Annotated in this window: 26 protein-coding genes; 11 read left to right on the plus strand and 15 right to left on the minus strand. The window is 68.7% G+C overall.

From position 1 onward, the window contains the following. Positions 1-49: 49 nt before the first annotated feature. The gene (locus GPX89_RS10290; RefSeq protein ID WP_157387301.1) at positions 50-1369 is read right to left on the minus strand and encodes a 2-hydroxycarboxylate transporter family protein; all 1320 of its coding nucleotides are present in this window, start codon (positions 1367-1369) and stop codon (positions 50-52) included. Between the two features lie 6 nt (positions 1370-1375). Continuing rightward, positions 1376-2455 carry a tartrate dehydrogenase gene (locus GPX89_RS10295; RefSeq protein WP_157387302.1) on the minus strand — a complete coding sequence of 360 codons (1080 nt, stop codon included), beginning with the start codon at positions 2453-2455 and terminating at the stop codon, positions 1376-1378. 139 nt (positions 2456-2594) lie between these two features. On the opposite strand from GPX89_RS10295, the gene GPX89_RS10300 reads away from it, so the two are divergent. Then, entirely contained in the window at positions 2595-3506 is a 912-nt protein-coding gene (locus GPX89_RS10300; RefSeq protein ID WP_328601680.1) for a LysR family transcriptional regulator, read from the plus strand. 135 nt (positions 3507-3641) lie between these two features. Here the strand turns inward: GPX89_RS10300 and GPX89_RS10305 are convergent, their stop codons facing one another. Further along, positions 3642-4487: a 3-hydroxybutyryl-CoA dehydrogenase gene (locus tag GPX89_RS10305; RefSeq protein ID WP_328601681.1), complete on the minus strand. Its 846-nt coding sequence runs from the start codon at positions 4485-4487 to the stop codon at positions 3642-3644. 167 nt (positions 4488-4654) lie between these two features. Then, positions 4655-5227, minus strand: a complete 573-nt coding sequence (locus tag GPX89_RS10310) for a TetR/AcrR family transcriptional regulator (RefSeq protein WP_328601682.1) — start codon at positions 5225-5227, stop codon at positions 4655-4657. Between the two features lie 125 nt (positions 5228-5352). Here GPX89_RS10310 and GPX89_RS10315 point away from each other — a divergent pair, with 125 nt between their 5' ends. Both GPX89_RS10315 and GPX89_RS10320 read left to right on the plus strand, forming a co-directional pair. Beyond that, complete coding sequence (locus GPX89_RS10315; RefSeq protein WP_235947041.1) at positions 5353-6792, plus strand: MFS transporter; 1440 nt, start codon at positions 5353-5355, stop codon at positions 6790-6792. Positions 6793-6898: 106 nt separating this feature from the next. Beyond that, positions 6899-7681 carry a helix-turn-helix domain-containing protein gene (locus GPX89_RS10320; RefSeq protein ID WP_157387306.1) on the plus strand — a complete coding sequence of 261 codons (783 nt, stop codon included), beginning with the start codon at positions 6899-6901 and terminating at the stop codon, positions 7679-7681. Between the two features lie 96 nt (positions 7682-7777). Here the strand turns inward: GPX89_RS10320 and GPX89_RS10325 are convergent, their stop codons facing one another. Then, positions 7778-8194, minus strand: coding sequence for a DUF6463 family protein (locus tag GPX89_RS10325; protein WP_157387307.1), 417 nt, complete (start codon positions 8192-8194; stop codon positions 7778-7780). Positions 8195-8294: 100 nt separating this feature from the next. Between GPX89_RS10325 and GPX89_RS10330 the strand changes: the two genes are divergently transcribed. Then, complete coding sequence (locus tag GPX89_RS10330; RefSeq protein ID WP_157387308.1) at positions 8295-8870, plus strand: TetR/AcrR family transcriptional regulator; 576 nt, start codon at positions 8295-8297, stop codon at positions 8868-8870. Between the two features lie 83 nt (positions 8871-8953). Beyond that, the gene (locus GPX89_RS10335) at positions 8954-9307 is read left to right on the plus strand and encodes a VOC family protein (RefSeq protein WP_157387309.1); all 354 of its coding nucleotides are present in this window, start codon (positions 8954-8956) and stop codon (positions 9305-9307) included. A 4-nt stretch (positions 9308-9311) separates the two neighbouring features. Here GPX89_RS10335 and GPX89_RS10340 read toward each other — a convergent pair whose 3' ends face one another. The 4 genes from GPX89_RS10340 to GPX89_RS10355 all read right to left on the minus strand — a co-directional run bounded on the left by GPX89_RS10340 (position 9312) and on the right by GPX89_RS10355 (position 11058). After that, complete coding sequence (locus GPX89_RS10340; protein ID WP_157387310.1) at positions 9312-10094, minus strand: helix-turn-helix domain-containing protein; 783 nt, start codon at positions 10092-10094, stop codon at positions 9312-9314. A 101-nt stretch (positions 10095-10195) separates the two neighbouring features. Then, the gene (locus tag GPX89_RS10345; RefSeq protein ID WP_235947050.1) at positions 10196-10492 is read right to left on the minus strand and encodes a transglycosylase family protein; all 297 of its coding nucleotides are present in this window, start codon (positions 10490-10492) and stop codon (positions 10196-10198) included. Between the two features lie 108 nt (positions 10493-10600). After that, positions 10601-10747 (minus strand): hypothetical protein, encoded by a 147-nt coding sequence (locus tag GPX89_RS10350; RefSeq protein ID WP_157387312.1) that lies wholly within the window; start codon positions 10745-10747, stop codon positions 10601-10603. Between the two features lie 92 nt (positions 10748-10839). Further along, positions 10840-11058, minus strand: a complete 219-nt coding sequence (locus GPX89_RS10355) for a PaaI family thioesterase (protein ID WP_407939371.1) — start codon at positions 11056-11058, stop codon at positions 10840-10842. 35 nt (positions 11059-11093) lie between these two features. Between GPX89_RS10355 and GPX89_RS10360 the strand changes: the two genes are divergently transcribed. Further along, complete coding sequence (locus tag GPX89_RS10360) at positions 11094-11660, plus strand: aminotransferase class I/II-fold pyridoxal phosphate-dependent enzyme (protein WP_328601683.1); 567 nt, start codon at positions 11094-11096, stop codon at positions 11658-11660. A 3-nt stretch (positions 11661-11663) separates the two neighbouring features. On the opposite strand, the gene GPX89_RS10365 is transcribed toward GPX89_RS10360, so the two are convergent. Next, on the minus strand, positions 11664-12539 hold the full coding sequence (locus GPX89_RS10365; protein WP_157387313.1) for an SAM-dependent methyltransferase: 876 nt from the start codon (positions 12537-12539) through the stop codon (positions 11664-11666). Between the two features lie 429 nt (positions 12540-12968). On the opposite strand from GPX89_RS10365, the gene GPX89_RS10370 reads away from it, so the two are divergent. Next, positions 12969-13598, plus strand: a complete 630-nt coding sequence (locus GPX89_RS10370; RefSeq protein WP_198347360.1) for a nicotinamide mononucleotide transporter family protein — start codon at positions 12969-12971, stop codon at positions 13596-13598. A gap of 137 nt (positions 13599-13735) precedes the next feature. Next, a complete protein-coding gene (locus GPX89_RS45375; protein ID WP_157387314.1) occupies positions 13736-14197 on the plus strand; it encodes a helix-turn-helix domain-containing protein in 462 nt (153 codons plus the stop codon). A 60-nt stretch (positions 14198-14257) separates the two neighbouring features. On the opposite strand, the gene GPX89_RS10380 is transcribed toward GPX89_RS45375, so the two are convergent. Next, a complete protein-coding gene (locus tag GPX89_RS10380; protein ID WP_157387315.1) occupies positions 14258-15040 on the minus strand; it encodes an SDR family NAD(P)-dependent oxidoreductase in 783 nt (260 codons plus the stop codon). A 97-nt stretch (positions 15041-15137) separates the two neighbouring features. Here GPX89_RS10380 and GPX89_RS10385 point away from each other — a divergent pair, with 97 nt between their 5' ends. Then, complete coding sequence (locus tag GPX89_RS10385) at positions 15138-15761, plus strand: TetR/AcrR family transcriptional regulator (RefSeq protein ID WP_157387316.1); 624 nt, start codon at positions 15138-15140, stop codon at positions 15759-15761. Between the two features lie 5 nt (positions 15762-15766). Here the strand turns inward: GPX89_RS10385 and GPX89_RS10390 are convergent, their stop codons facing one another. Beyond that, positions 15767-16969 carry a L,D-transpeptidase gene (locus GPX89_RS10390; RefSeq protein ID WP_157387317.1) on the minus strand — a complete coding sequence of 401 codons (1203 nt, stop codon included), beginning with the start codon at positions 16967-16969 and terminating at the stop codon, positions 15767-15769. 134 nt (positions 16970-17103) lie between these two features. Beyond that, on the minus strand, positions 17104-17682 hold the full coding sequence (locus GPX89_RS10395; RefSeq protein WP_328601684.1) for a TetR/AcrR family transcriptional regulator: 579 nt from the start codon (positions 17680-17682) through the stop codon (positions 17104-17106). A 393-nt stretch (positions 17683-18075) separates the two neighbouring features. Here GPX89_RS10395 and GPX89_RS10400 point away from each other — a divergent pair, with 393 nt between their 5' ends. Continuing rightward, on the plus strand, positions 18076-18714 hold the full coding sequence (locus GPX89_RS10400) for a TetR/AcrR family transcriptional regulator (protein ID WP_157387318.1): 639 nt from the start codon (positions 18076-18078) through the stop codon (positions 18712-18714). Here GPX89_RS10400 and GPX89_RS10405 read toward each other — a convergent pair. Next, positions 18681-19412, minus strand: a complete 732-nt coding sequence (locus tag GPX89_RS10405; protein ID WP_157387319.1) for an SDR family oxidoreductase — start codon at positions 19410-19412, stop codon at positions 18681-18683. The genes GPX89_RS10400 and GPX89_RS10405 overlap by 34 nt on opposite strands. A gap of 91 nt (positions 19413-19503) precedes the next feature. Between GPX89_RS10405 and GPX89_RS10410 the strand changes: the two genes are divergently transcribed. Continuing rightward, entirely contained in the window at positions 19504-20151 is a 648-nt protein-coding gene (locus GPX89_RS10410; RefSeq protein ID WP_157387320.1) for a TetR/AcrR family transcriptional regulator, read from the plus strand. Between the two features lie 53 nt (positions 20152-20204). Here GPX89_RS10410 and GPX89_RS10415 read toward each other — a convergent pair whose 3' ends face one another. Then, positions 20205-21536 carry a lipase family protein gene (locus GPX89_RS10415; RefSeq protein WP_157387321.1) on the minus strand — a complete coding sequence of 444 codons (1332 nt, stop codon included), beginning with the start codon at positions 21534-21536 and terminating at the stop codon, positions 20205-20207. Positions 21537-21660 lie beyond the last annotated feature (124 nt).

The raw sequence follows: 21660 nt of genomic DNA on the forward strand, positions 1-21660 counted from the left end.
AGCGCGAGCACGCTGACCGGCCGCGCGTGAACGCTCGCAGGTGGCCGCCTCAGCCGAGCAGGCGGATGAGCCAGGCGGCGGTGATCACGGTGGTGACGCCACCCAGGCGGGTGGAGATCTGGGCGAAGGGCATGAGGTTCATGCGGTTGGCCGCGGACAGGATCGCGACGTCGCCGGTGCCGCCCAGGCCACTGTGGCAGACGGTGACCAGGGCGGCGTCGACCGGGTACATGGCGAGGGTGCGACCCACCAGGAAGCCGGTGGCGGCCATGGCGAGAACCACCGCGGCGCAGGCGATCACGTAGCCGGGAGACAGGACTCCCACGACATTGTTCAGCGGCAGGTAGACCATGCCGAGGCCGATCATGGTGGGGTAGATGAAATGCCGGGAGATGATCGCGTAGACCGCGCGGGCGTCGGACTCGACGGCGGGCGGGAAGACACCGGCCAGCTTGCACAGCACCGACAGGATGATGACCAGCACCGGCGCGGGCAGGTGGATCAGCTTCTCCAGCAGGGTGGCGAAGACGAACAGGCCGGTGATGGTCAGCACCCCGAGCGCGTAGTTCGGCTCCCGGCCGGGCACGGGGTCCGGATCGGGTTGCCGGACAACGGGATCGAACTGACCCACCACGGCATGGCGGGCCTCGCGGACCAGCTGACCGCCGCCGTCGAGATGCGGGCTGCGTTCGCCGAGGCGGCGCAGTGCGCCCGCGGTCACGATGGCGACGATATTGCCGATGATCGCGGCCGGAATCAGTTCCGCCACATAGCTTCCCGGCTCCCCGCCGAGGGCCGAGGCGTAGGCCGAGGAGAGCGGGATCACGCCCTCGCCGATACCACCGCCCAGGATGGGCACCACGATGTAGAACAGCGCGCGGTGGAAGTCGTAGCCGAAGGCCATCGCGGTGCCCAGGCCGACCGCGACCGCCGCCACCGTGCCGGCCAGCAGCGGCGGGAAGATCCGGATCAGGCCGCCCACCATGAGTTTGCGGCTCATGCCCAGAATGCTGCCGACCACCAGGGTGGCGATCACGAAGTAGAGGAAGTTCGCCTGCTTCATCAGCGAGGTGGCGGCCTTGACCGTGGTGGCGTCGAACGCCTTGGTGTACACCAGGATCGAGGGAACCATGAGGCACACCAGCGCCCCGCCGCCGATCCTGGAGACGATCGGCAGCCGATTACCCAGCGGGCCCAGCAGCATGCCCAGCCCGACGATCACCGCCAGGCCGCCGATCATGTTCTCCGGTATCGCCCGGAAGCGGCCCGCCACCAGGACCAGGGCGGTCAGCGCGACCGGCACCAGCAGGGGCACACCGTCGAGCACCGGCAGCGGGTACGCGCGCCGGATCTTGTCCGTGGAACTCATGGCGGCTCACCGGATTTCCAGTGCGGCGCGCACGGCCTTGCCCAGCGATTCGGTGGTGCCGGTACCGCCCATATCGGGGGTGAGCGTGTCGTGGCCGTCGGCCAGCACGGCCTCGATCGCGGCCAGCACCGCCGCGGCCGCCGCGGGCTCGCCCAGATGGTCCAGCATCATCGCGGCACTCCAGATCTGGCCGATGGGATTGGCGATGCCGCGGCCCGCGATATCGGGGGCCGAGCCGTGCACCGGCTCGAACAGACTGGGAAACCGGCGTTCCGGGTTGATGTTTCCGCTCGGCGCGATGCCGATGGTGCCGGTGCAGGCCGGGCCCAGGTCGCTGAGAATATCGCCGAACAGATTGCTGGCCACCACCACGTCGAACCGGTCGGGGTGCAGGACGAAATTCGCGGTCAGAATATCGATGTGGTATTTGTCCACGGTCACATCCGGATAGTGCGCCGCCATGGCGGTCACCCGCTCGTCCCAGTAGGGCATCGAGATGGAAATGCCATTGCTCTTGGTCGCCGAGGTGAGGCGTCCGCGCGGTCGGCGCTGCGCGAGTTCGAAGGCGTAGCGCAGAATTCGATCGACGCCGGTGCGCGTCATGACGGTCTCCTGCAGCACGGTTTCGCGGTCGGTGCCCTCGAAGATCCGGCCGCCGATGCTCGAGTATTCGCCCTCGGTGTTCTCGCGCACGACGTAGAAGTCGATCTCGCCGGGGGAGCGGCCCGCGAGCGGGCTGGAAACCCCGGGCAGCAGGCGCACCGGGCGCAGGCTCACATACTGGTCGAAGTGGCGGCGGAATTGCAGCAGGCTGCCCCACAGCGATACGTGATCGGGCACCGTCTCGGGCCAGCCGACCGCGCCGAAGAAGATGGCGTCGAAGGATTTCAATTCCTCGAACCAGCCGTCGGGCAGCATTTTCCCGTGGGCGCTGTAATAGTCGGCGCTCGCGTAATCGAAGTATTCGAGCTCGAGTGCGAAGCCGAATCCCGCGGCGGCCGCGCGCAATACGCGAATGCCCTCCGGAACCACTTCCTTCCCGATGCCGTCGCCGGGAATCACCGCGATTCGGTGTGTCGTCCCCATCTGTGCGGATCTCCTTACTGCCGAACCCGATTCATTGTTGTCGGCTGGATCACAACGGTAGGCTCGGACAACTCACCGGCGATAGCGCGAAAGACGCAAGAGACTCTTTCCGGCCGGGCAACAATGACGGGAGAAACGCGTGCGCGGCGGACTCGGCGACGACATCCTCTTCTTCGACATCGTCGCCCGCTCGCGCAGCCTCACCGAGGCCGCCCGCGAATTCGGGGTCTCGGTGTCGGCGGTCAGCAAGCGCCTGGCACAACTGGAGGCCCGGCTGGGCGTGCCCCTCGTCCAGCGCACCACCCGCCGCTTCACCCTCACCCCCGAGGGCGACCGCTACGCCGCGGGCGCGGCCCGCCTGGCCGCCGAACTCGAGGCGCTCGAGGACTCCATCGCCGAACAGCATGCCGACCTGCGCGGCCGCCTGCACGTGCGCTCCACCATCGGCCTGGGCCGCGCCCACATCGCCGACCTGGTCGCCGAATTCGCCGCCCGCCACCCCCTGGTCCAGATCGACCTCGAATTGTCTTCCGCCCCACTGAATATCGCGGGCACCGGCTTCGACCTCGACATCCACGTCGGCGCCCTCCCCGACTCCCGGCTCACCGCCACCAGACTGTGCCGCAACCAGCGAATCGTCTGTGCCACACCGGAATACATCCGCCGACACGGCACCCCCGCCACCCCGTCCGACCTGGAAGACCACAACTGCATCGTGCTGCGCGAGAACGAGAGCGACTACGCCCTCTGGCGATTCCTGGCCCCGGACGGCCGCGAGATCGCGACCCGCGTGGCAGGCGACCTGGTCAGCAATGACGGCGATGTGATCACCCGCTGGTGCCTGGAAAGCCGCGGCCTGATCATGCGCTCCCGCTGGCAGGTCGCGCCGCTGCTCGCCGACGGCTCCCTGATCCACATCCTCCCGGACCTGGCGACTCCCGCCGCCGACATCTACGCCGCCTACTCCGCGAGCCCCGCACTACCCCGCCGCACCCGCGCCCTGCTCGACCATCTCCGCCGCGGTCTGCAGGCTCGAATCCCCGACTGCTGACCGCGAATTCGGGTGTCTCGCGCTCGCGGCGAGGCGTCAACCGGCTCGGGCCGCCGACGCGTGATGCGTCGGCGGCCCGAGCGAAGCCGATCCGAGGTGAATCAGGATCCGAGCTGAATCAGGATCCGAGGTGGATCAGTAGGTGTAGAAGCCGCGGCCGGTCTTGCGGCCGAGGTAGCCCGCGTCGACCATGCGGCGCAGCAGTACCGGCGGGGCGTACTGCGGCTCGCCGAATTCGGCGTAGAGGGATTCGGCGACGGCGAGGGTGACGTCGAGGCCGACGGTGTCGGTCAGGCGCAGCGGGCCCATGGGGTGGGCGCAGCCGGAGACCATGCCCTCGTCGATGTCCTCGGCGGAGGCGAAACCGGTCTCGAACATGCGAATCGCGTTGCACAGGTAGGGGATCAGCAGGGCGTTGACGATGAAGCCGGCCTGGTCCTTGGACTCGATGGTGCGCTTGCCCAGGACCTCGCGGGCGTAGGCGGTCACCTGGTCGACGACCTTGCGGTCGGTCTTGAGGGTCACCACGATCTCGACCAGCGGCAGCACCGGGACGGGGTTGAAGAAGTGGACGCCCACCACGCGCTCCGGGCGGGCGGTGGCGTTGGCCAGCCGGATGACCGGAATCGAGGAGGTGTTGGTGGCCAGGATCGCGTCGGGGGAGACGATCGAGTCCAGCTTGGTGAAGAAGTCCGTCTTGAGCGACTCGATCTCCGGGGCGGCCTCGATGACCAGCTCACGGTCGGCGAAATCGTCGATCGACGTGGTGAGGGTGATCCGGGCACGGGCCTCGTCCGCGGCCGCCTGCTCGAGCCGGCCGGACTTCACCGCGCGGGCGAGGGACTTCTCGATCCGCTCGACCGCGGCGTCGGCGGCCTGCGCATCGCGCTCGAGCACCAGAACCGACCCGCCCGCCCGGGCGGCCACCTCGGCAATACCCGCACCCATGGTGCCGCCACCGATCACGCCGATGCGTTCCACTTCTTCTCCTTGCGTCGTCCAGCCGTTTTGTCCGGTCGGGGACATTACCGGGCTGCCCGGACCGCACCGCCACCCCGGTGGCCGGGGTGAGGACGATCACCTGTGATGGGGCGTGGCGACCTGCAGTAGACCACCCGGTCCAGGAGCAGCCCTACAACCGTTGAGCGTCAGGCGGATTCGGCGCGCAGGCCCGCGAGGGTGACGTCGATCATCCGCTCGGCGGCTTCGGGGACGGTCTCGCAGGCCACGCCGATCCCGTGGCCGAAACGCATCAGGTCGCTGGGTTCGATGTCGGGGCGGACCGCCCCGGCGTTCTGCGCGGCCGTCAGGAGCAGGGAGGTGGCGTCGGTGATCGAGGCGCGGCACAGGGCGAAGGTGGGGGAGTTGCGGTCCATGCCCGCCTTGAGTGTCGTGGCGAGGACCCGGTTCGCGATCACCCACGCCACGTAGTCACGCAGCCAGAATTCGTAGGCCGTTGCGGGAGTGTGGGTTTCGAGCAGTTCGCGGGCGTGCTCGCTGAGTTGCTCGATATTGGACCGGTAGACGGCCTCGATCAGCACCTCGCGATTGGGGAAGTGGCGGTAGAGGGTGCCGATGCCGACGCCCGCGCGCCGGGCGATCTCCTCGAGGGCCACATCGGGGCCCAGTTCGGCGAAGGCGGCCTGGGCGGTGGCCATGATCCGCTCGTAGTTGCGCCGCGCGTCGGCGCGCAGCGGTTTCCCCGTCGACGGTGCTTCCACGAACCCTCCACTAGAAAACGGATGGACCCTCCGGATAGTCTTGCGCAAATGGAGGAACCCTCCATATGATAACTCCATCGGAAACGGAGGCTTCCTCCGTTTGATTCCTTTCGATGGAGCATTCCTTGTCGACCTCTCTCACCGACGATGTGACCGCGGACGTCCGCGTCCCCGCATCGGCCAGAGCTCAACGACTTCGGTCGGGCATCGTGCTGGCCACGCTGCTGACCTGCCAGATGATGATCGTCCTGGATATCACCGTGATGAACGTGGCGCTGCCGCGCATCCAAACCGACCTGCACTTCAGCTCCACCGGGCTGTCCTGGGTGATGAACTCCTACAGCCTGGTCTTCGGCGGACTCCTGCTGCTCGGCGGCCGGGCCGGGGACCTGTTCGGCCGCCGCAACCTGTTCATCGCGGGCGCGGCCCTGTTCACCGTGGCCTCGCTCGCGGGCGGATTGGCCCAGTCGGCCGGGTGGCTGCTCGCCGCGCGCGTCGTGCAGGGCATCGGCGGGGCCATGGCCGCGCCCAATACCCTCGCCCTGCTGACCACCACCTTCCCCGAACCCAAGGCTCGCATGCGGGTGCTCGCCCTGTTCTCCGGCATGTCGAGCGCCGGTTTCGCCATCGGCCTGATCGTCGGCGGCCTGCTGACCGAATGGCTGGGCTGGCGCTCGGTCATGTTCATCAACGTGCCCTTCGGGCTGGTGGTCGTGGTGCTGGCGATCCTGAACCTGAGTGCCGCGCAACGGGAACCGGCGCACCTGGACCTGCCCGGCGCGCTCACCGCCACCAGCGGCGTCGCCGCCCTGGTCTACGGATTCATCAGCGCCGCCTCCGACGGCTGGGGCAGTGCCACCACCGATATCGCCCTCGCGGCCGGCGTCGGCCTGCTCGTGGCCTTCCTGGTCATCGAATCCCGTGCGTCGCAACCGTTGCTGCCGCTGCGGTTGTTCACCGACCGCAATCGCGCCACCGCGTACGCCAATATGTTCCTGGTGCCGATGGCGGGCATGTCGATGTTCTTCTTCCTCACCCAATTCCTGCAGAACGTGCTCGGATTGAGCGCGCTGGCAACAGGTTTCGCCTTCCTGCCGACCGCGCTGCTGATGTTCACCATGATCCGGCTGATCCCGCGGCTGCTCACCCGCTTCGGTCCGCGGCCGGTGACGGTGACCGGGGCGGCCTCGATGGTGGCCGGGCTGGTCCTGCTGACCCGGCTCACCCCCGACAGCGGCTACTTCCCGCTGCTGTTCATCGCCATGGTGCTGATGGGATGCGGTATCGGACTGTCGGTCTCGCCGCTGAGCGTGATCATCATGTCGAATGTCGAACCGCACGAGGCGGGTGCGGCCGGTGGTGCGCTGCAGACCCTGCAGCAGACCGGTGCCGCACTGGGATTGGCGGTCATGGTCACCATCTTCGGCACCGCGGCGCGCGGTGCGGGCGGGTCGGCGCAGCACGCCCTGGTCAGCGGCATGACCACCGCGTTCGCGGCGGGTGCGGGCATCGCCGCGTTGACACTGGCGGTCGCGCTCAGTTTCCGGGCGCTGTCCTCCGACTGATTTGCCCGTGCGGCGACTCACCCGCGCCGGCCGCGAATGTGGCAGCATTGCTATTCGGTTGCTGAGCCGGACATTCGGGACCGGCGACCGGAGGGAGCTGGTGCGGGTGACCGGACGATCCGATGCGGTGGGGGAGCCGCCGACCATCGAAGCGCCGAGTTTCGGGCGGACGCTGCGGCGGCTGCGCGACGATCGTGGCGTCTCGCGGGAACAGCTGGCGTACACGGCCGGGGTGAGCGCCAGCTACGTGACCCACCTGGAGAAGGGCGATCGCGTCAATCCGGCCGCGGCCGTGGTCGAAGCACTGGTGCGCGGCCTGGATCGGGTCCGGCCGCTGACGCTGGCCGATCGGCGGCAGGTGTTCGACCTGGCCGGGCTCGGACTGCCCGGGGATCCGACGGTGCCGAATCTGCGGGCGGCCATCACCGCCGAGCAACGCCACGCGCTGTTCCTGTTCCAGCCGCACCTGGCCGCCTACGTCGACTACCTCGGAAACCTGCTGGAGGCCAACGACGCCTGGGATGCCGCACTGCCCGGGCTGCGTCAGGACGGCAATATGTTCCGCTGGATGTTCGGCAACGAGCTCGCCCGCCGCTACCAGGTCGACTGGGAGACCGAAGCGCGCAAATACGTCCGGTGGCTGCGGACCACGGCCGGCCGGCTCGCCGAGGACCCCGGCATCCTCGGGCTGGTCGACGAGCTGAGCGGGCACCCGGACTTCCGCCGCCTCTGGGCCGAGGACGGCGTGGACTTCCCGTCCTCGGCCCGGACCCTGCGACTGCGCGATCCGCAATCCGGGCGCGTCCGCGAATTCCAGATGCAGACCGCCGGACTCAACTGCACGGCCTTCCCGCACCACATCGCCGTAATCCTCGGCTTGGAGCTGTGATCGCGGTGCGCGACAGCGCTTTCCGGCGGTCGAGTCCTACGGATCGAGGTTCGCCCGGCCCGCCAACGGCCGCCCGCCGATCGGCCGATGGCTCGGTCAGGCGTGAACGGGAGCGTCGATCGTCCTCTCCCGCAAGGAGTCCCGGCGGGCGGCCAGCAGCAACAGGACGACCGCGAGCACCATCAGCGGCCAGGGCGTGGGCAGCAGGATGATCGCGTCGAGCAGCGCCAGGACGCCCAGGATCCAGGCGATGAAGGTCGGCGGCGTGATGCCGCGCCGGTCCATCCACAGAATGATCAATCCGATCACCAGCATCGGCGGGCCGAAGATTTCGATGCTGAACCAGAATGCCGCGCCGGCCTGGCTCATCGGCGTGAAGTTGTGGGTCGCCTCGTGCCAGAGGCCGCCGCTGAACCAGGTCCCGGCGTGGCGGGCGGCCTTGTCGAATGTGAGTGCGGCGGTGGTGTGCGCGACACCGAAGAAGACCATGAGCCAGCCTGCGATCTTGACCATCTGAACGCGCCCCCTTCAAGGGTTGTGCAGTAATGTATAACCCGAGGATAAGCTGGTTATACAGCTCTGTACAACAGGCTCTGGACGAGACGGAGGACACATGGGCGCGCTGCGCACGCCACGGGAGAAATGGGTCGAAGCGGGGCTGGCGGCACTGGCGGAGGGCGGCGTCGACGCGGTGCGCGTCGACGTCCTGGCCAAGGCGCTCGGCGTGACCCGCGGCGGGTTCTACGGCTACTTCGCCGATCGCGGCGCGCTGCTCGAGGAGATGCTCGACACCTGGGAGCGCGAGGCCGTCGACGAGGTCCTCGAACGCGTCGAGCGGGAAGGCGGTGACGCGCTGGACAAAATGCGCCTCGCCGGGCGGCTCACCTTCGAGGACGAGCGGCTGTGGCCCATCGACCTGGCGGTGCGGGCCTGGGCGCGGCGCGATCCGGCCGTCGCCGAACGCCTTCGCCGCGTGGACAACCGGCGCATGCAGCTCTCGCGCGAGGCGATCGGCACCTTCTGCACCGACCCCGACGAGATCGAGGCGCGCAGCCTGCTCGCCTTCTGCATGGCCGTCGGCACCCATTTCCTGGCCGCCGACCACCCCGGCCGCACCCGCGAGCAGGTCATGGCCCGGGCCAGCGGGCTGATCTTCGATCGGGTCCACGAGGATCCCGCCGCTCGATAGCGTCCCGCTCGACGGGCGTGTCGCGTGCGTCCGGCGACCGCACCGGCCACCATCATGGAAGCCACTCAGCCACCGGAGGTTCCATGAGCGAACACGAAGTGAAGATGATCATCCTGTCCACCGACGACCTGGACGAATCCATCCGTTTCTACAGCGACACGCTGGGGATGCCGCTGAAGTTCCGCGACGGAACCCATTTCGCGGCGCTCGACGGCGGGCCGATCACCCTCGCACTGGCGACCGCGGTCGACCACCCCATCCACGGTCAGGTCGTGGTCGGCATCAAGACCGCCGATGTCGACGCCGCGGCCAAGGCCGTCGAGGCCAGCGGCGGCGGCATTGTGAAGGGCCCCTACGACGATGCCCACGAGCGTCGCGCCGTCGTCTACGACAACAAGGGCAACGGCCTGGTGTTCTACAGCCCGCTCGCGCGCTGAGCGGTCACCTGCGCAGGCCGATGAAGATCTGGATGCGGCCCGGGTAAGTGGTGCTCGGCACGCGGAACAGCTGACCCACGATGGCCATCGAGCGCCCGGCCCCGTCGCGCAATCGGATGATGGGCCGTTCGCGCTCGTAGCGGGCGGTGGTCGTGGACCACAGTTCCCGGAACAGCGGATAGCGGCCCAGTTCGGCGAGCAGTTCCTCGGCCCAGCTCGGGTTGGCGTGCTCGCCGGTGAAGCCGTGCAGCCACTGCACCGCGATGCGGACCTCGCGATCCCATTCGACCAGCGCGTCCTTGGCCGCGGGATCGGTGAGCATCCAGCGCAGCAGGTTGCCGTTCTCACGCAGGCCCGGAAAGCCCTGGGCGAAGCTCGAATTGCAGTACAGGATGTTCAGGCGGGTGTCGACGTAGGCGGCCAGGTGCGGCTCGTACAGTTCCAGCGCGCGCGGGATGTCGCGGCCGAGGTCGGCGCGCAGGTCCTCCATATCGGGGAGTTCGGTATCGGGCAGGCCCGCCAGGTCGAAGAGCAGGCGGCGTTCACCGGGCGCGAGTTCGGACAGCCGCTCGAGGCACCGGGCCAGGGCTTCGATGATCTCGCGGGTGGGGTGGGCGCGGTCGCCCTTCTCCAGGCTTGTCACATAGCTCGCGCTCACCCCGGCGTTGAAGGCCAGCCGCTCGCGCGAGACGCCGCGCTCCTCGCGTAGTCGCCGCAGCACCGACCCGAACGACGGGGGTTGTGGCAGGTCGTCTTTCGGCGATTTCCCTCCCGCGCCGAAGACCACGGCCGCCGCCTCTCGATGCCCCGGACCGGCCGGTCGCCGGTCCCTCCTCCAAGGCTCATCCCACCTTAGTGGCAATTCGGCCGCAACTTGCCTGTGTCAAGTCACAGCAAGGCACCGCAGGTGGGCCAGGCGCCGGGGCCCTGCGCGCGCAGCACGCGCTCGGCGACGCGGATCTGTTCTTCGCGGGAGGCGAGGTGCGGTAATCCGTTGCCGCCGTTGGCGCGCCAGGTCGAGGACGTGAATTGCAGTCCGCCGTAAAGGCCGTTGCCGGCGTCCAGGGACCAGTCGCCGCCGGATTCGCACTGCGCCACCGAATCCCAGTCGTGGCCGGGCAGGGCGTGGGCGGGTGCGCCGAGTACCGGGCCGGCCAGCGCGGCGGCCGCGAGAGAGATGACCATGCAGCGTCTTCGATCGGCCATTCGGATCCTCCGGATACGCGTGACTCGAACCGCATTCAGCTTGGGCAAATCTCTGGCTATGTTACGCGCGTGGTGTGGGCCGGGGCGTCAAGCCGAGGAAATTCGGGAGGTCAGCCCGGTGCGTCCCCGGCGTCGTCGAGTCCGCAGGGCGACGAGCAGACCTATTTGCAGCGCACGGGGATAGACCAGGAATTCGGTGGCCCGCCGATGGGCGGTGCGGATCGCTGTGGCCACGCGCGTCCTCCGTTCGGGTCGGAATGCCTGACTCGGGACGAAACGCTCTGATAGTAATCGTTCAGCAAATACGCATTCGCGCCGAGCCGCCCTCAGCGGCCCTCGGATCGGTCGCCCCGCAGCGTGGTGACGACACCGGTCACGGTCGCGACCGGCTTGCCGTCGGCGCGCGTGATGTCGCAGTGGTAGTGGGTGATGGTGCGTCCCGCATGCGTGGGATACGAGGTGGCGCGCAGCGTGTCGCGCCAGACCGGGCGTAGGAACACCGCACGCAGGTCGATGCTGGTGAACGATTCGCCGGGACCGACCACCGTGGAGTCGACTCGCCGCCGACCACGGCATCGCGGTGGCCACCGCGACCCGGCTGTTCGCCGAACTCAAACGGGCCGGGCTGGATCTCGTTGTGCGAGCGATGTTCTCGCCGGGCGACGTGATCGCCGTCGACGAGCTCACCTACCCGGGATTCAAACTTCTGGCCCGAGCCCACGACCTCGAACTCGCGCCCATCCCCGCCCGCGCGGACGGGCCCGACCTGGACCGGCTCGCGCGGATCTGCGCCGAACGCCCTGTGCGCGCGGTCTATACGATGCCGACCCTGCACAATCCGCTCGGCTGGGTTCTCGACGACGCCCGTCGGCGCGCGCTCGTTTCCCTTGCCCGCCGGCATGATCTGCGTCCCATCGCCCATCCGCGCTCGTTCTTCGCGTGGCTGCTCGTGGATCCGGATCAGCGCATGGACCGGGTCGCCGCGGAGCTGTCGCGGCGCGGCATCCGCGTGTGCACGGCGGCGGATTTCGCCACCACCGCGCACGTCCCGCACGGACTGCGGATCGCACTGGGATCGACTGCGCCGGAAGAACTTCCGGCCGTCCTCGCCGAGCTGCGGGCCGCCCTCGGCAGGGTGCCGCTGTGAAGGTCAGGGTCGGATGACGGTGACCAGGTTGATCAGGGACTGCTGCTGTACGCCCTCGGCCGGGATCTGCCCGAGTTCGCTCAGGTAGTCGGGCAGATAGACCCGCTCGCCGGTCCAGCCGCGGTCGCCGAACCAGACGGTGGCGTCGGTGCGCGGGTCGTTGTAGATCATTCGCACCCAGCCGGATCCGGAGTCGTCGCCCTGGCTCATGGCCGCGACCGCCTCGGCGGGCAGCGGATCCATCTGCTCGATGGCGACCCGGCTGCCGGGCGCGCTCAAGGTGTCGATGGCGTCGAAGAGCTGTTCCTGCGCGGCGGGCGTCAGGTAGATCAGCAGTCCCTCGACCAGCCACGCGGTCGGCGCGTCCGCGTCGAATCCGCTGTCGCGCAGGGCCTTCGGCCAATCCTCGCGCAGGTCGACCGCGACCTCGTGGCGCTCGGCGACGGGCTTGTGCCCGGCCGCGGCCAGGGTTTCGCGCTTGAACTCGAGCACCTGCGGGCGATCCAGTTCGTAGACCGCGGTGCCGTCGGGCCACGGCAGCCGGTAGGCGCGCGAGTCCAGCCCGGCGGCCAGGATGACGACCTGCCGGATACCCGCCTGCGCCGCCGCGGCCATGAAGTCGTCGAAGTAGCGGGTCCGCCCGATCTGATGCTGCTGAAACTGGGCCCCGAATTCGGGTGTCGCCAGCGGATGCTCGGGCGCGCGGCCCTCGAGCAGATCGACCCACTCCGGGCCGGCCGCCCGCACGAAGATCTCGGCGAACGGGTCCTGCGCGGGCGCGCCCGGCGCGCGCCCACCGAGCGTGCGGGCCGCCGCCACGAACAAGGCGGTGGATCCGACACTGGTGTTGATGTCCCAGGAATCTCCATCGGTACGCATGATCGCCAACGTACCGACGGCCTCGGCCGCGAGCATTCCCGCACGCTCCGAGGCCGAAAATCCTCCATGAATCACGCGAACGTCGGTGATTTGCTCCGTCTCATCGCGGGCGGTGGACCTGGAACAGGCTCCGGCGGCGCCGGATTCGGGAACGGTGCGGGCGGCTCGGGCACCGGCGGGCCCGGGGACGGGAAGGGCGTAGGCGGTTGCGGAGCGGGCACGGGCTCGGACGGACGCACCGGCGGGCTGGGCTCGGGCGGTTCCACCGGTGGAACCGTCGCTGTGAACGGTGACGGGAATTCCATGGCTTACCTCCTGGCGACGATCTACCCCCGTGGCCGTCTCTCTAACGGGGTGGGCGGGCCGCCGCCGGTCCGGCGAGCGGGACGGGGGTGAGGCAGGGAATCGCGGTGTGGCACGGTGGTTGCCGTGAACGCGGCATTCGACCTGCTCGGGGAGCATATTCTCTGGACCGACGCCATCGGCAACGTGCTGTCGCTGGCGGTGATGTGGCTGGCCATGCGGAAGACCATGTGGACCTGGCCTGTTCAGCTGGCGGGCGCGCTGCTGTTGCTGGCCGCCTCGATCCACGCCCATGTACCCGGCAATGCACTCAAGCAGGTGCTGTTCATCGGGCTCGCGGGGTATGGATGGGTGGCCTGGAGTCGCGGCACCCGCGATCACCACGAGCTGATGGTGCGGCCCGCGTCCCGGCGTGAACGTCTGATCCTGTTGTCGATCCTGGCGATCGGCACCGCGGCGGTGGCCGAGGCGTTCGCACACCTGCCCTGGCTGCACATCGCCTGGTCGCCGTGGGCCAACGCCTACGTCTTCGTCGGCAGCGCCATCGCGACCTTCGCCCAGAGCCGCGCGCTGACCGACTTCTGGATCATCTGGATGCTCGTCGATCTGGTCGGCGTTCCGCTGGCCGTGAAATCCGGGCTGTACGCCTCGGGCGCGGTCTACGGCGTGTTCTTCGTGCTGGTGCTGGTGGGCTTCCTGCGCTGGCGCGGCGAATACCGTGCGCGCCGAGCGCAACTGACCGGACTGCCCGCATAACACGGGCGGCGTGTCGGCAAACGAGCCGCGCCGGTGGCACGCCGAAGTCGGGGGGTTGGCGCGGGATATCCGCCAACTTGTGGCAACCTTTCCGGTGCTTTCAGCGAAGGTCGGTATTGCGGATCGAGGAGCGGTGTATGGCGAAGATGGGTAGGCGGAAGCGGTCTCGGCTGATCACGCAGGGGCTGATGACTTCCGGGAAGAAGCAGGGCGAGGCCGCGGCGGCGACCTCGGCGCCGGTGGCGAAGCCGGTCGAGGCGAAGGCAGCCCCGCCGAAGGTAGAGGCCCCGAAGGCAGAGGCCCCGAAGGTAGAGGCTCCGAAGGCGGCGGAGGTCGCCGCGCCGAAGTCGGCCGGGGAGCCCGATATCCAGGCTCTGGCGGACCGCGTCAAGGCGCGGCGCAAGGAGAACGGTTGGACGCAGGCCGATGTGGCCAAGAAGGGCGGCCCGTCCGCGGGCGCCATCAGCCAGATCGAGCGCTGCCTGATGGAGACCCCGGCCGAGGATGTGCTGGCCAAGCTGGACGCCGCGCTGGAATGGCCGTCGGGTACCGCCGACGGGATTCTGCGCGGAGCCGACCTGGTCGGCGCCGGCAAGTAGCGGCAACAGAAAGGCCCCGACCGTTCTCCGGTCGGGGCCTTCGCTGTGCGTGGCGCGTGGTTACGTGTGCGCCGCACCGTCGATGCGGATCTCGGTGCCGCTGATGAAGCGGCCGTCGTCGGAGACCAGCATGGCGATGACGCCCGCCACGTTCTCCGGTCCGGCCAGTTCCTCCGGATTGTCCTGGGGCAGAACAGCGATCAGCCGACCCAGGAACGACCAGTCGCAATCCTGCGGCAGGTAGCCGAGGGTGGCGTCGGTGATGCCCGACTTGATCCCGCCCGGGGCGACACTGACCGCGCGCAGGCCCTGCTTGCCGTATTCGAGTGCGAGCGTATGGGTCAGCGATTGGATGCCGCCCTTGCTCGCCGAGTACGCCGCCATGTACGGGTGCGCGAAGCTGGCCGAGGTGGAGCTGAAGTTCACCACGGTGCTGCGCGGATTGGCGAGCAGCGCGGGCAGTGCCTCCCGGATCACCAGGAAGGTGCCGGTGAGGTTGACATTGATGATCTGGTTCCACAGATCCAGCGACGTCTCGTGGGTGTGGCCCGCACGCAGGATGCCGGCCGCGTTGACCACCGCGTCCAGTCCGCCCAGCGATTCGACGGCGGTCTTCACTCCGGCGATCACGTCGGCCTCCATGCCGATGTTCATCTCCAAGGTGGTGAACCGGTCGCCGGTGCCCGCTTCGGCGGCCTGCTTGCGGGTCAGTTCCAGGCCCTCGACATTGACGTCGGCGCCGACGACGGTCGCGCCCTCGGACAGCAGTCGGAGAACGGTGGCCTGGCCGATGCCGGAACCGGCTCCGGTGACCAGAATGCGGCGCTGCTCGAGACGGTTCATGGATCACTTCCTGATCGGTGGAACTGCTTTCTGACACGATATGCCATAAATGGCACTCCGCGCCATAAATAGTTTCGGCCCCCGCTAGAGTGCCTCCATGACCAGCGACCACGCCCGCACCGGACGCCCCGCGCTCAGCGCGGCCCGCCGCGCGGCCACCCGCCGCGAGGTCGCGCTGGCCGCGGCCCACCTGTTCATCGAGAACGGTTACGGCACAACCACCGTCGAGGACATCGCGGCCGCCGCGGGCATGGGCCTGCGCACCTTCTACCGCTACTTCGCGGGCAAGGAGGACGTGCTCGCGCCCCTGCTGGCCATCGGCACCCAGGCGTGGGCCGACGAATTGGCCGCCTGCGCACCCGATCTCCCGCTGCGTGAGGCCCTGAGCGTCTCCTACCGCACCGCCACCACCCGCACGCTCACCGCCGAGGCCATCCCCGAATCCCGTCTGCGCCCGCTGGTCCGCGCCGCCACCCAGCTCCCCGCCCTGCGCGCCACCTGGCTGCGAGTCCAACAGGACTGCGAAGCCCAGCTCATCCCGATCATCGCCGCCCGCACGTCCCGCTCCGCCGACGATCTGGACGTGGCGCTCACCGCCGCCATGGCCAACGCCGCGGTCCGTCTCGCCACCGAACTCTGGGCGGCCACCGACGAACCGGGCTCCGCCGCGGATGTCGTCGACACCTGCCTGTCGCGGTTGTCCGCCCACACCCTGCTGTAGCCGATTCAGGCGCGGGCGGAACCGCGCTGCCAGTCGGGCCAGGGGATGGTCCAGTCGCCGTTCTGCCAGATGTCGAGGGGGTCGCCGCCGGTGTTGCGGACCTCGACCACATCGCCGGGGATGACGAAGTCGTAGAACCAGGCGGCGTCGGCGGGGGAGATGTTGAGGCAGCCGTGGGAGACGTCGGTATTGCCCTGCGCCCAGACCGATTCGGCCAGTTCGTGGACGTAGATGCCGTCGTGGCTGATGCGGACGGCCTTGTTGATGCTGGTGCGGTAGCCGAGGCGGGAATTGGTGGGCAGGCCGTAGCTGGCGGAGTCCATGATGACCGGGTCCTTGCGGTCGAGCACGGTGTAGACGCCGGGGCGGGTCCAGAACGACAGCACGCGGCCGCCGACGGTCGCGGTGCCGCCCATGCCCATGGAGGTGGGCATGGTGCGCACCAGGTTTCCGTTGTCGTAGACCTCGATCATCTTGGTGTCGTCGTCGGCGATGGCGACGTGGGCCGGACCGATGGTCACCGAGACCCGTTGGTCGCGTTGGCCGTACGCGCCGTCACCGAGCGGGATGCCGAAAAGGTTGGCGGCGACGGTGATCCGGGTGCCCGGCGCGTGGTAGCGCTCGGGCCGCCAGTGCGCGTTCTTGTCGTCGAGCCAGTACCACGAGCCTTTGGTTGCGGGTTCGGTGACGACTTGCAGGCAGGGTTCGGCCGCGGCCCGGTCGACGGGTTCGTCGAAGTGTGCGACGAGGACGAAACCGACTCCGTACGTGTCGTTTTCGGTCAGGTCCTCCAGGTTCGCCGAGCGCAGGGAGACGTCGACGAGGCGATCGGGCTGGACCGTGGTGCAGGTCGTGGTGGCGGTGACATCGCCGGTCTCGCCGTGCGCCACGGCTTTCGCGGTGTAGGTGTGGCCGTAGCCGAGGGGTTCGGAGCTGGTCCAGGTGTGCTGATCGGGTGTGGTCGCGCCGGGTAGCGCGCGGCCGGTCTCATCGATCCATTCGACCGAGGTCAGGGTGCCGTTCGCGACGGTGACGACGGCCGGGGCGCGGGCCCCGATCTCGGCCGGGCCGGGTGCGGGGTCGAATCGGATCACCGCGGGTCGGGGTGGTTTCGCCGGTTGCCCCGGGGTGCGGCTGCCGCATGCGGTTACGGCCAGCCCGCCCACTCCGGCGATTCCGAGCAGTAGCTCACGACGTCGCAATCCCATCGCGTGTCTCCCTTCGCCGGGCCGTGACCCTCAGCGTGGGTCGCGCCCCGGCTCGCGGCGCGCCGACGGGCCGCGTCTGAACCGATCCGTCGTCCAACCGACACCATTCCTCGACCAAGATCGGGACGCGGGTGTCAGTCGGAGTAGGTCGGCCAGTTCGACAGCGTCTGATGCAAGGCGTCGACAATGTGCGGCCAGGAATCTCCCGGCGCGCGCGAGTGCGCGAACCCGCCCGCACTCTCGAGCGTCGCGAACCCGTGAAACGTGCTGCGCAACAGCCGCGCCGCATCGAGCCCCTCGGGCTCGGCGAGCCCGTACCCGCGCAGAATCGCCGCGGTCAACTCGATGCTGCGCACCAGCGCCGGTTCCCCCGCCACCTCCGCGGGATCCATCCGTATCTGCGTGGCCGCATACCGCTCCGGAAACTCCAGCACATACTCGCGGTACGCCCCCGCGAACGCCACCAGCGCGTCCTTTCCCGCCCGTCCCGCCACCGCGGCCCCGATCCGATCGTTCAACTCCGCACTCGCCAGCAACGCCACCCGCACCCGCAGATCGTGCAAATTCCGCACGTGCACATACAAACTCGGATCCTTCACCCCGAACCGCCGCGCCACCGCCGACAAGGTCACCTTCTCGAACCCGATCTCATCGGCAAGCTCGGCCGCCCCCTGAACCACCCGCTCAGTGCTCAACCCGACCCGAGGCGACACCCCACCACTCCTTCCTCCATCGACCCAGCCAGAACCTAAGCATCATAGGTTCAAGATATGAGCCGACCCCTCAACCCTCAGCAGCGCTCAGCACACGGCGTTGCCAATCCAGTGCCGAGCCTGGGGATCGAGTGCCATCTGAATGATGGCGGAGACGGTGTTGACGACGGTTGAACTTGCGGTATGTGAAGTACGCCATGGCTACTGGGGCTGAACGTGCATCAAGGCAGCGGAATTGGTGGAAAACCGCGTTCCGGCGGCGAATTGTGCACGAATAGGCCCATCACGCCGAACTCTGGCGGATCGGTGCGCTGGCCGGAGTGGTCCGGCGCTGGCTACGGCCGGTTTCGGCGGGTGCGTACACTGGCGCGGTTGGTTGGGTGTGGAGAGTGGGTGGAGGAGTTGGGGTCGGCGCGACGGGAGCGGATTCTCGATGCGGCGCGGGAAGTTGTTGTGCGGGAGGGGTTTGCGGGGGCCAGTGTGCAGGCGATCGCGCTGGAGGCGGGGGTTACGCGGCCTACCCTTTATGGGGAGTTCGGGGATCGGGGGGTGATCTTCGCGGAGTTGCTCGATCGCGAGGAGGCGACGGTGATGGGGCTGGTGGCGGCGGGGATGCCCGAAATGCCGCTGGGCGTGGATCCGTTGGAGTTCGCGGGGGAGCTCGCCGATGTGTACCTGGAGATGGTGTCGTGTGCGCCGCGGAGTTGGCAGTTCGTGCTGATGCCGTCGGAGGGGGCGCCGCCGGGGACGTTCGAGCGGGTGCAGCGGGGGAAGGCCGCGATTCGGAAACGCAGTGCGGTGCTCATCGCGCAGGCGGCTCGGGCTCGGGGGCGGGAGGTGGATGCCGAGCTGTTGAGTCATGCGGCGTTGGCCGTCGGGGAGACGGCCGCGCGGCTGGTGCTCGAGGCGGGAGAGGCGGGGGAGCGGGCCGAGGTGGCGCGGACGCTGCGGTGGCTGGCGCGTCGGGTCATCGCCGGAACGAACGGTGAGACCGGGATTCAGAACACTCCGCCGCCCGCGCCGATGTTCTGACCGGTGATCCAGCGCGCGTCCGGGCTCGCCAGGAAGGCGGCGACATCGGCGATGTCGCCGGGCGTGCCGATACGGCCGAACGGGGACATGTCGGCGGCCACCTCCCGGTCGCGCGCCGGCAGCAGGTCGGTGTCGGTGAAGCCGGGCGAGAGCGCGTTGACGGTGATGCCGCGCGGGCCGAGCTCACGCGACAGCACGCGAACGAACTGTTCGATCGCACCCTTGCTGCCGAGGTAGAGCGATGTCTCGGTGAAGAACATCTTGGTGCCTCCGGTCGAGGTGACCACGATCCGGCCGCCGTCGCGCATGCGCAGCGCGGCTTCCTTCAAGGTGAAGAACACACTCTTGACGTTGGCGGCGAAGAGATGGTCGAAGTCGCCCTCGGTGCAGTCCACCAAGGGTTTGACGATGGCGTCCGCGGCATTGGCCACGACGATGTCGATCGATCCGAATTCGTGTTCCGCACGGTCGAACAGGTGGGTCACATTGGCCGGGACCGACAGATCGGCCCTGACCGCGATGGCCTTTCCGCCGCCCGCCTCGATCTGCTCGACGACCTCGCCCGCCGGTCCGTCGTTCTTCAGATAGCTCACCACGACCGCGGCTCCGCGCTCGGCCAGGCGCACCGCGACGGCGCGTCCGATACCGCGGGAACTGCCGGTGACGACCGCGACCCTGCCCGAGAGATTGCCCGTCATCCTTCGACGGTATCGCATCGAAAGCCCTGAGGAGACGGGCTTTTCGGGGCCACCGGCCCGCTTCATCCTGGGCCGCAAGTACACTCGCGTGGTGTACGCCGCACCGGCCAAACGACGCTACGCCAAACGACTCTCACCCGCGGACCGGCGCGAACAACTGCTCGACGCCGCCATGCGCATCGTCGCCGACGCCGGGTTCGGTGAGGTCAGCATTGCCGCGGTCGCCGAGCGGGCCGATGTCACGCGACCGGTCGTCTACGACTGCTTCGGCAGCCGGGACGAGTTGCTGGATCAGCTCATTCGGCGCGAGACCGGCCGGATGGGTGCGGCGGTGGCGCGGGCCATGGCGGAGCTGACCGATCCCGGCGGGCGTGACCGGGCGAGCATGCTGCGGGCCGCGCTGGAGCGTTTCCTCGCCGAGGTGCGGGCCGTGCCGGACAGCTGGCGGCTGGTCTATTTCCCGATCGACGGGGTGCCTCCGGCCTTGCGTGAACGGGTCGCGCGCTCCCGGGACGATCTGCGAATCCCCTTGCGGCAGGCCCTGAGCGAATGGCTGGCCGACCATCCCGCCGCCGCGGCGCAGGTGAATCTCGACGTGCTGGTGCGCCTGGTGCAGGGACTGATCCAGACCGGCGCGCGGCTGGTGCTCGACGACCCGGAGCGGTTCGACAGCGCCCGCGTGCTCACCCTGGTCGACTATCTCTTCACCGACCAGGCTGAGCGACACGAAAACGGCTGAGCGAGACGAAAACGGCTGAGCGAGACGAAAACGGCTGAGCGACAGGCCGAGTCTCAGGCGCCGGGGAATCCGGGCGGCAGCGGAGCGAAGGCGGCCATGAACTTCGGGCCGGGCGGCAGACCCCGCAGCACCGCGCTGGTCCAGGCCACCGCGGGCAGCCACCCGGTGACCGCGTTGGTGACGTGCTCGGGCACCGGCACCGTGTAGAAGCGCAGGTCCGCGCCCCGATCCCAGTAGGACTGGACGGTCGGCAGCACGACCTCGGCGGGCGGGATCAGCTCGTCCCACAAGCCGTGCCACCACAGGATCGGGGTGTCGGGGATGTAGTGGCCGAGGCTGTTGTCCTGCAACACCTTCACCACCTCCGGCGAGGACTGCAGCGACTTGCCCGGCTGGAAGTAGTCGCTGATCGGCCGCCACATGCCGGTGAGCGCGGCGGTGGCGTAGCAGCGGTGCTGCATGTCCGCGACGATCTGCTGCCCCTCGGGAGTGAGCAGGTCCGCGGCGTCGAACACGTCCGGGTATTCGCGTGAGAGCGAGACGAATCCGAGCCACATGGTGAAGTTGCTGATCCCGGTGATGCCCGGCTCGTGCTTGGTGGCGTAGTCGGCCTGCTCCAGCAGGTTGCCGGGCGTACCGCCGATGGTGGTGCCGAGCAGGCGCACATCGGGGGCGTAGGTGGCGCGCAGCTCGGCGGCGCGAATCGAGCCCGACCCGCCGCCGGAGTACCCGTAGAGCGCGATCCCGGAATCCGAAAGCCCCAGTCCCGGATCGTTCTTCATGGCCCGCAGGCTGTCGAGAACCATCTTGCCCTCGGCGTAGGTGTTGAACGTGTTGAACTTGCCGTCGAAGTCGGGCACGTTGATCGCGAAGCCCTGCATCAGCCAATAGATGGCCAGCGTCGACTCCTTCATGGTCCCGACCTGCAGCGTGTGCGACGGATTGCACGAGGAGTCGGTGGAGTCGATGGCCTCCTGGAACGACATCACCGGCCGCGCGCTGCCCTGCCACGGAATCCCCGGCACGATCACGGTGGTCGCGGTGACGATCGGATTGCCGTGCACATCCTCGGACCGGAACAGCAACTGCTTGGTGTACACCGGAATCGGCAGCCCCAGCAGCCGGGTCTGCACCTCACGGCTGCGCACGATCTGTCCCGGCGCATACGACTCCAGATCCGCCGGATCGTCGTACCAGGGATCCTGATCCGGCACCGGAATCGGCAACGCCTGATAAACCTGCGGCTCACTCGGCAACTGCGGCAACTGATTCTGATCCGGCGGAAACACCGGCGGGAACCCCGCATCCGCCTGCGCCACCCCGGTCCCCATCGCCACGCACGCGGCCGCCAACGCCAGCGTCATCCGCCTCCGGGACTTGCCCATGACTCCTCCGAATCACCGATGATCCGTGCGGCCGCCCTCACACGCGCACCGCATCCATGTTCCAGCTCACAGGAAACCGCTGCTCAGCACTACTGACAGGAGGCTGAGCCGCGGTGGTTCCATT

Source organism: Nocardia terrae (assembly GCF_009760405.1).
GTDB classification, from domain to species: Bacteria; Actinomycetota; Actinomycetes; order Mycobacteriales; family Mycobacteriaceae; genus Nocardia; species Nocardia terrae.

Excerpts from the sequence above, each read along its gene's own strand:
- GPX89_RS10290 (WP_157387301.1), bottom strand. The coding sequence starts at position 1,369 with ATGAGTTCCACGGACAAGATCCGGCGCGCGTACCCGCTGCCGGTGCTC.
- GPX89_RS10295 (WP_157387302.1), bottom strand. The coding sequence starts at position 2,455 with ATGGGGACGACACACCGAATCGCGGTGATTCCCGGCGACGGCATCGGG.
- GPX89_RS10325 (WP_157387307.1), bottom strand. The coding sequence starts at position 8,194 with ATGGTCAAGATCGCAGGCTGGCTCATGGTCTTCTTCGGTGTCGCGCAC.
- GPX89_RS10330 (WP_157387308.1), top strand. The coding sequence starts at position 8,295 with ATGGGCGCGCTGCGCACGCCACGGGAGAAATGGGTCGAAGCGGGGCTG.
- GPX89_RS10335 (WP_157387309.1), top strand. The coding sequence starts at position 8,954 with ATGAGCGAACACGAAGTGAAGATGATCATCCTGTCCACCGACGACCTG.
- GPX89_RS10345 (WP_235947050.1), bottom strand. The coding sequence starts at position 10,492 with ATGGTCATCTCTCTCGCGGCCGCCGCGCTGGCCGGCCCGGTACTCGGC.
- GPX89_RS10365 (WP_157387313.1), bottom strand. The coding sequence starts at position 12,539 with ATGCGTACCGATGGAGATTCCTGGGACATCAACACCAGTGTCGGATCC.
- GPX89_RS45375 (WP_157387314.1), top strand. The coding sequence starts at position 13,736 with ATGGCGAAGATGGGTAGGCGGAAGCGGTCTCGGCTGATCACGCAGGGG.
- GPX89_RS10380 (WP_157387315.1), bottom strand. The coding sequence starts at position 15,040 with ATGAACCGTCTCGAGCAGCGCCGCATTCTGGTCACCGGAGCCGGTTCC.
- GPX89_RS10385 (WP_157387316.1), top strand. The coding sequence starts at position 15,138 with ATGACCAGCGACCACGCCCGCACCGGACGCCCCGCGCTCAGCGCGGCC.
- GPX89_RS10390 (WP_157387317.1), bottom strand. The coding sequence starts at position 16,969 with ATGGGATTGCGACGTCGTGAGCTACTGCTCGGAATCGCCGGAGTGGGC.
- GPX89_RS10405 (WP_157387319.1), bottom strand. The coding sequence starts at position 19,412 with ATGACGGGCAATCTCTCGGGCAGGGTCGCGGTCGTCACCGGCAGTTCC.
- GPX89_RS10415 (WP_157387321.1), bottom strand. The coding sequence starts at position 21,536 with ATGGGCAAGTCCCGGAGGCGGATGACGCTGGCGTTGGCGGCCGCGTGC.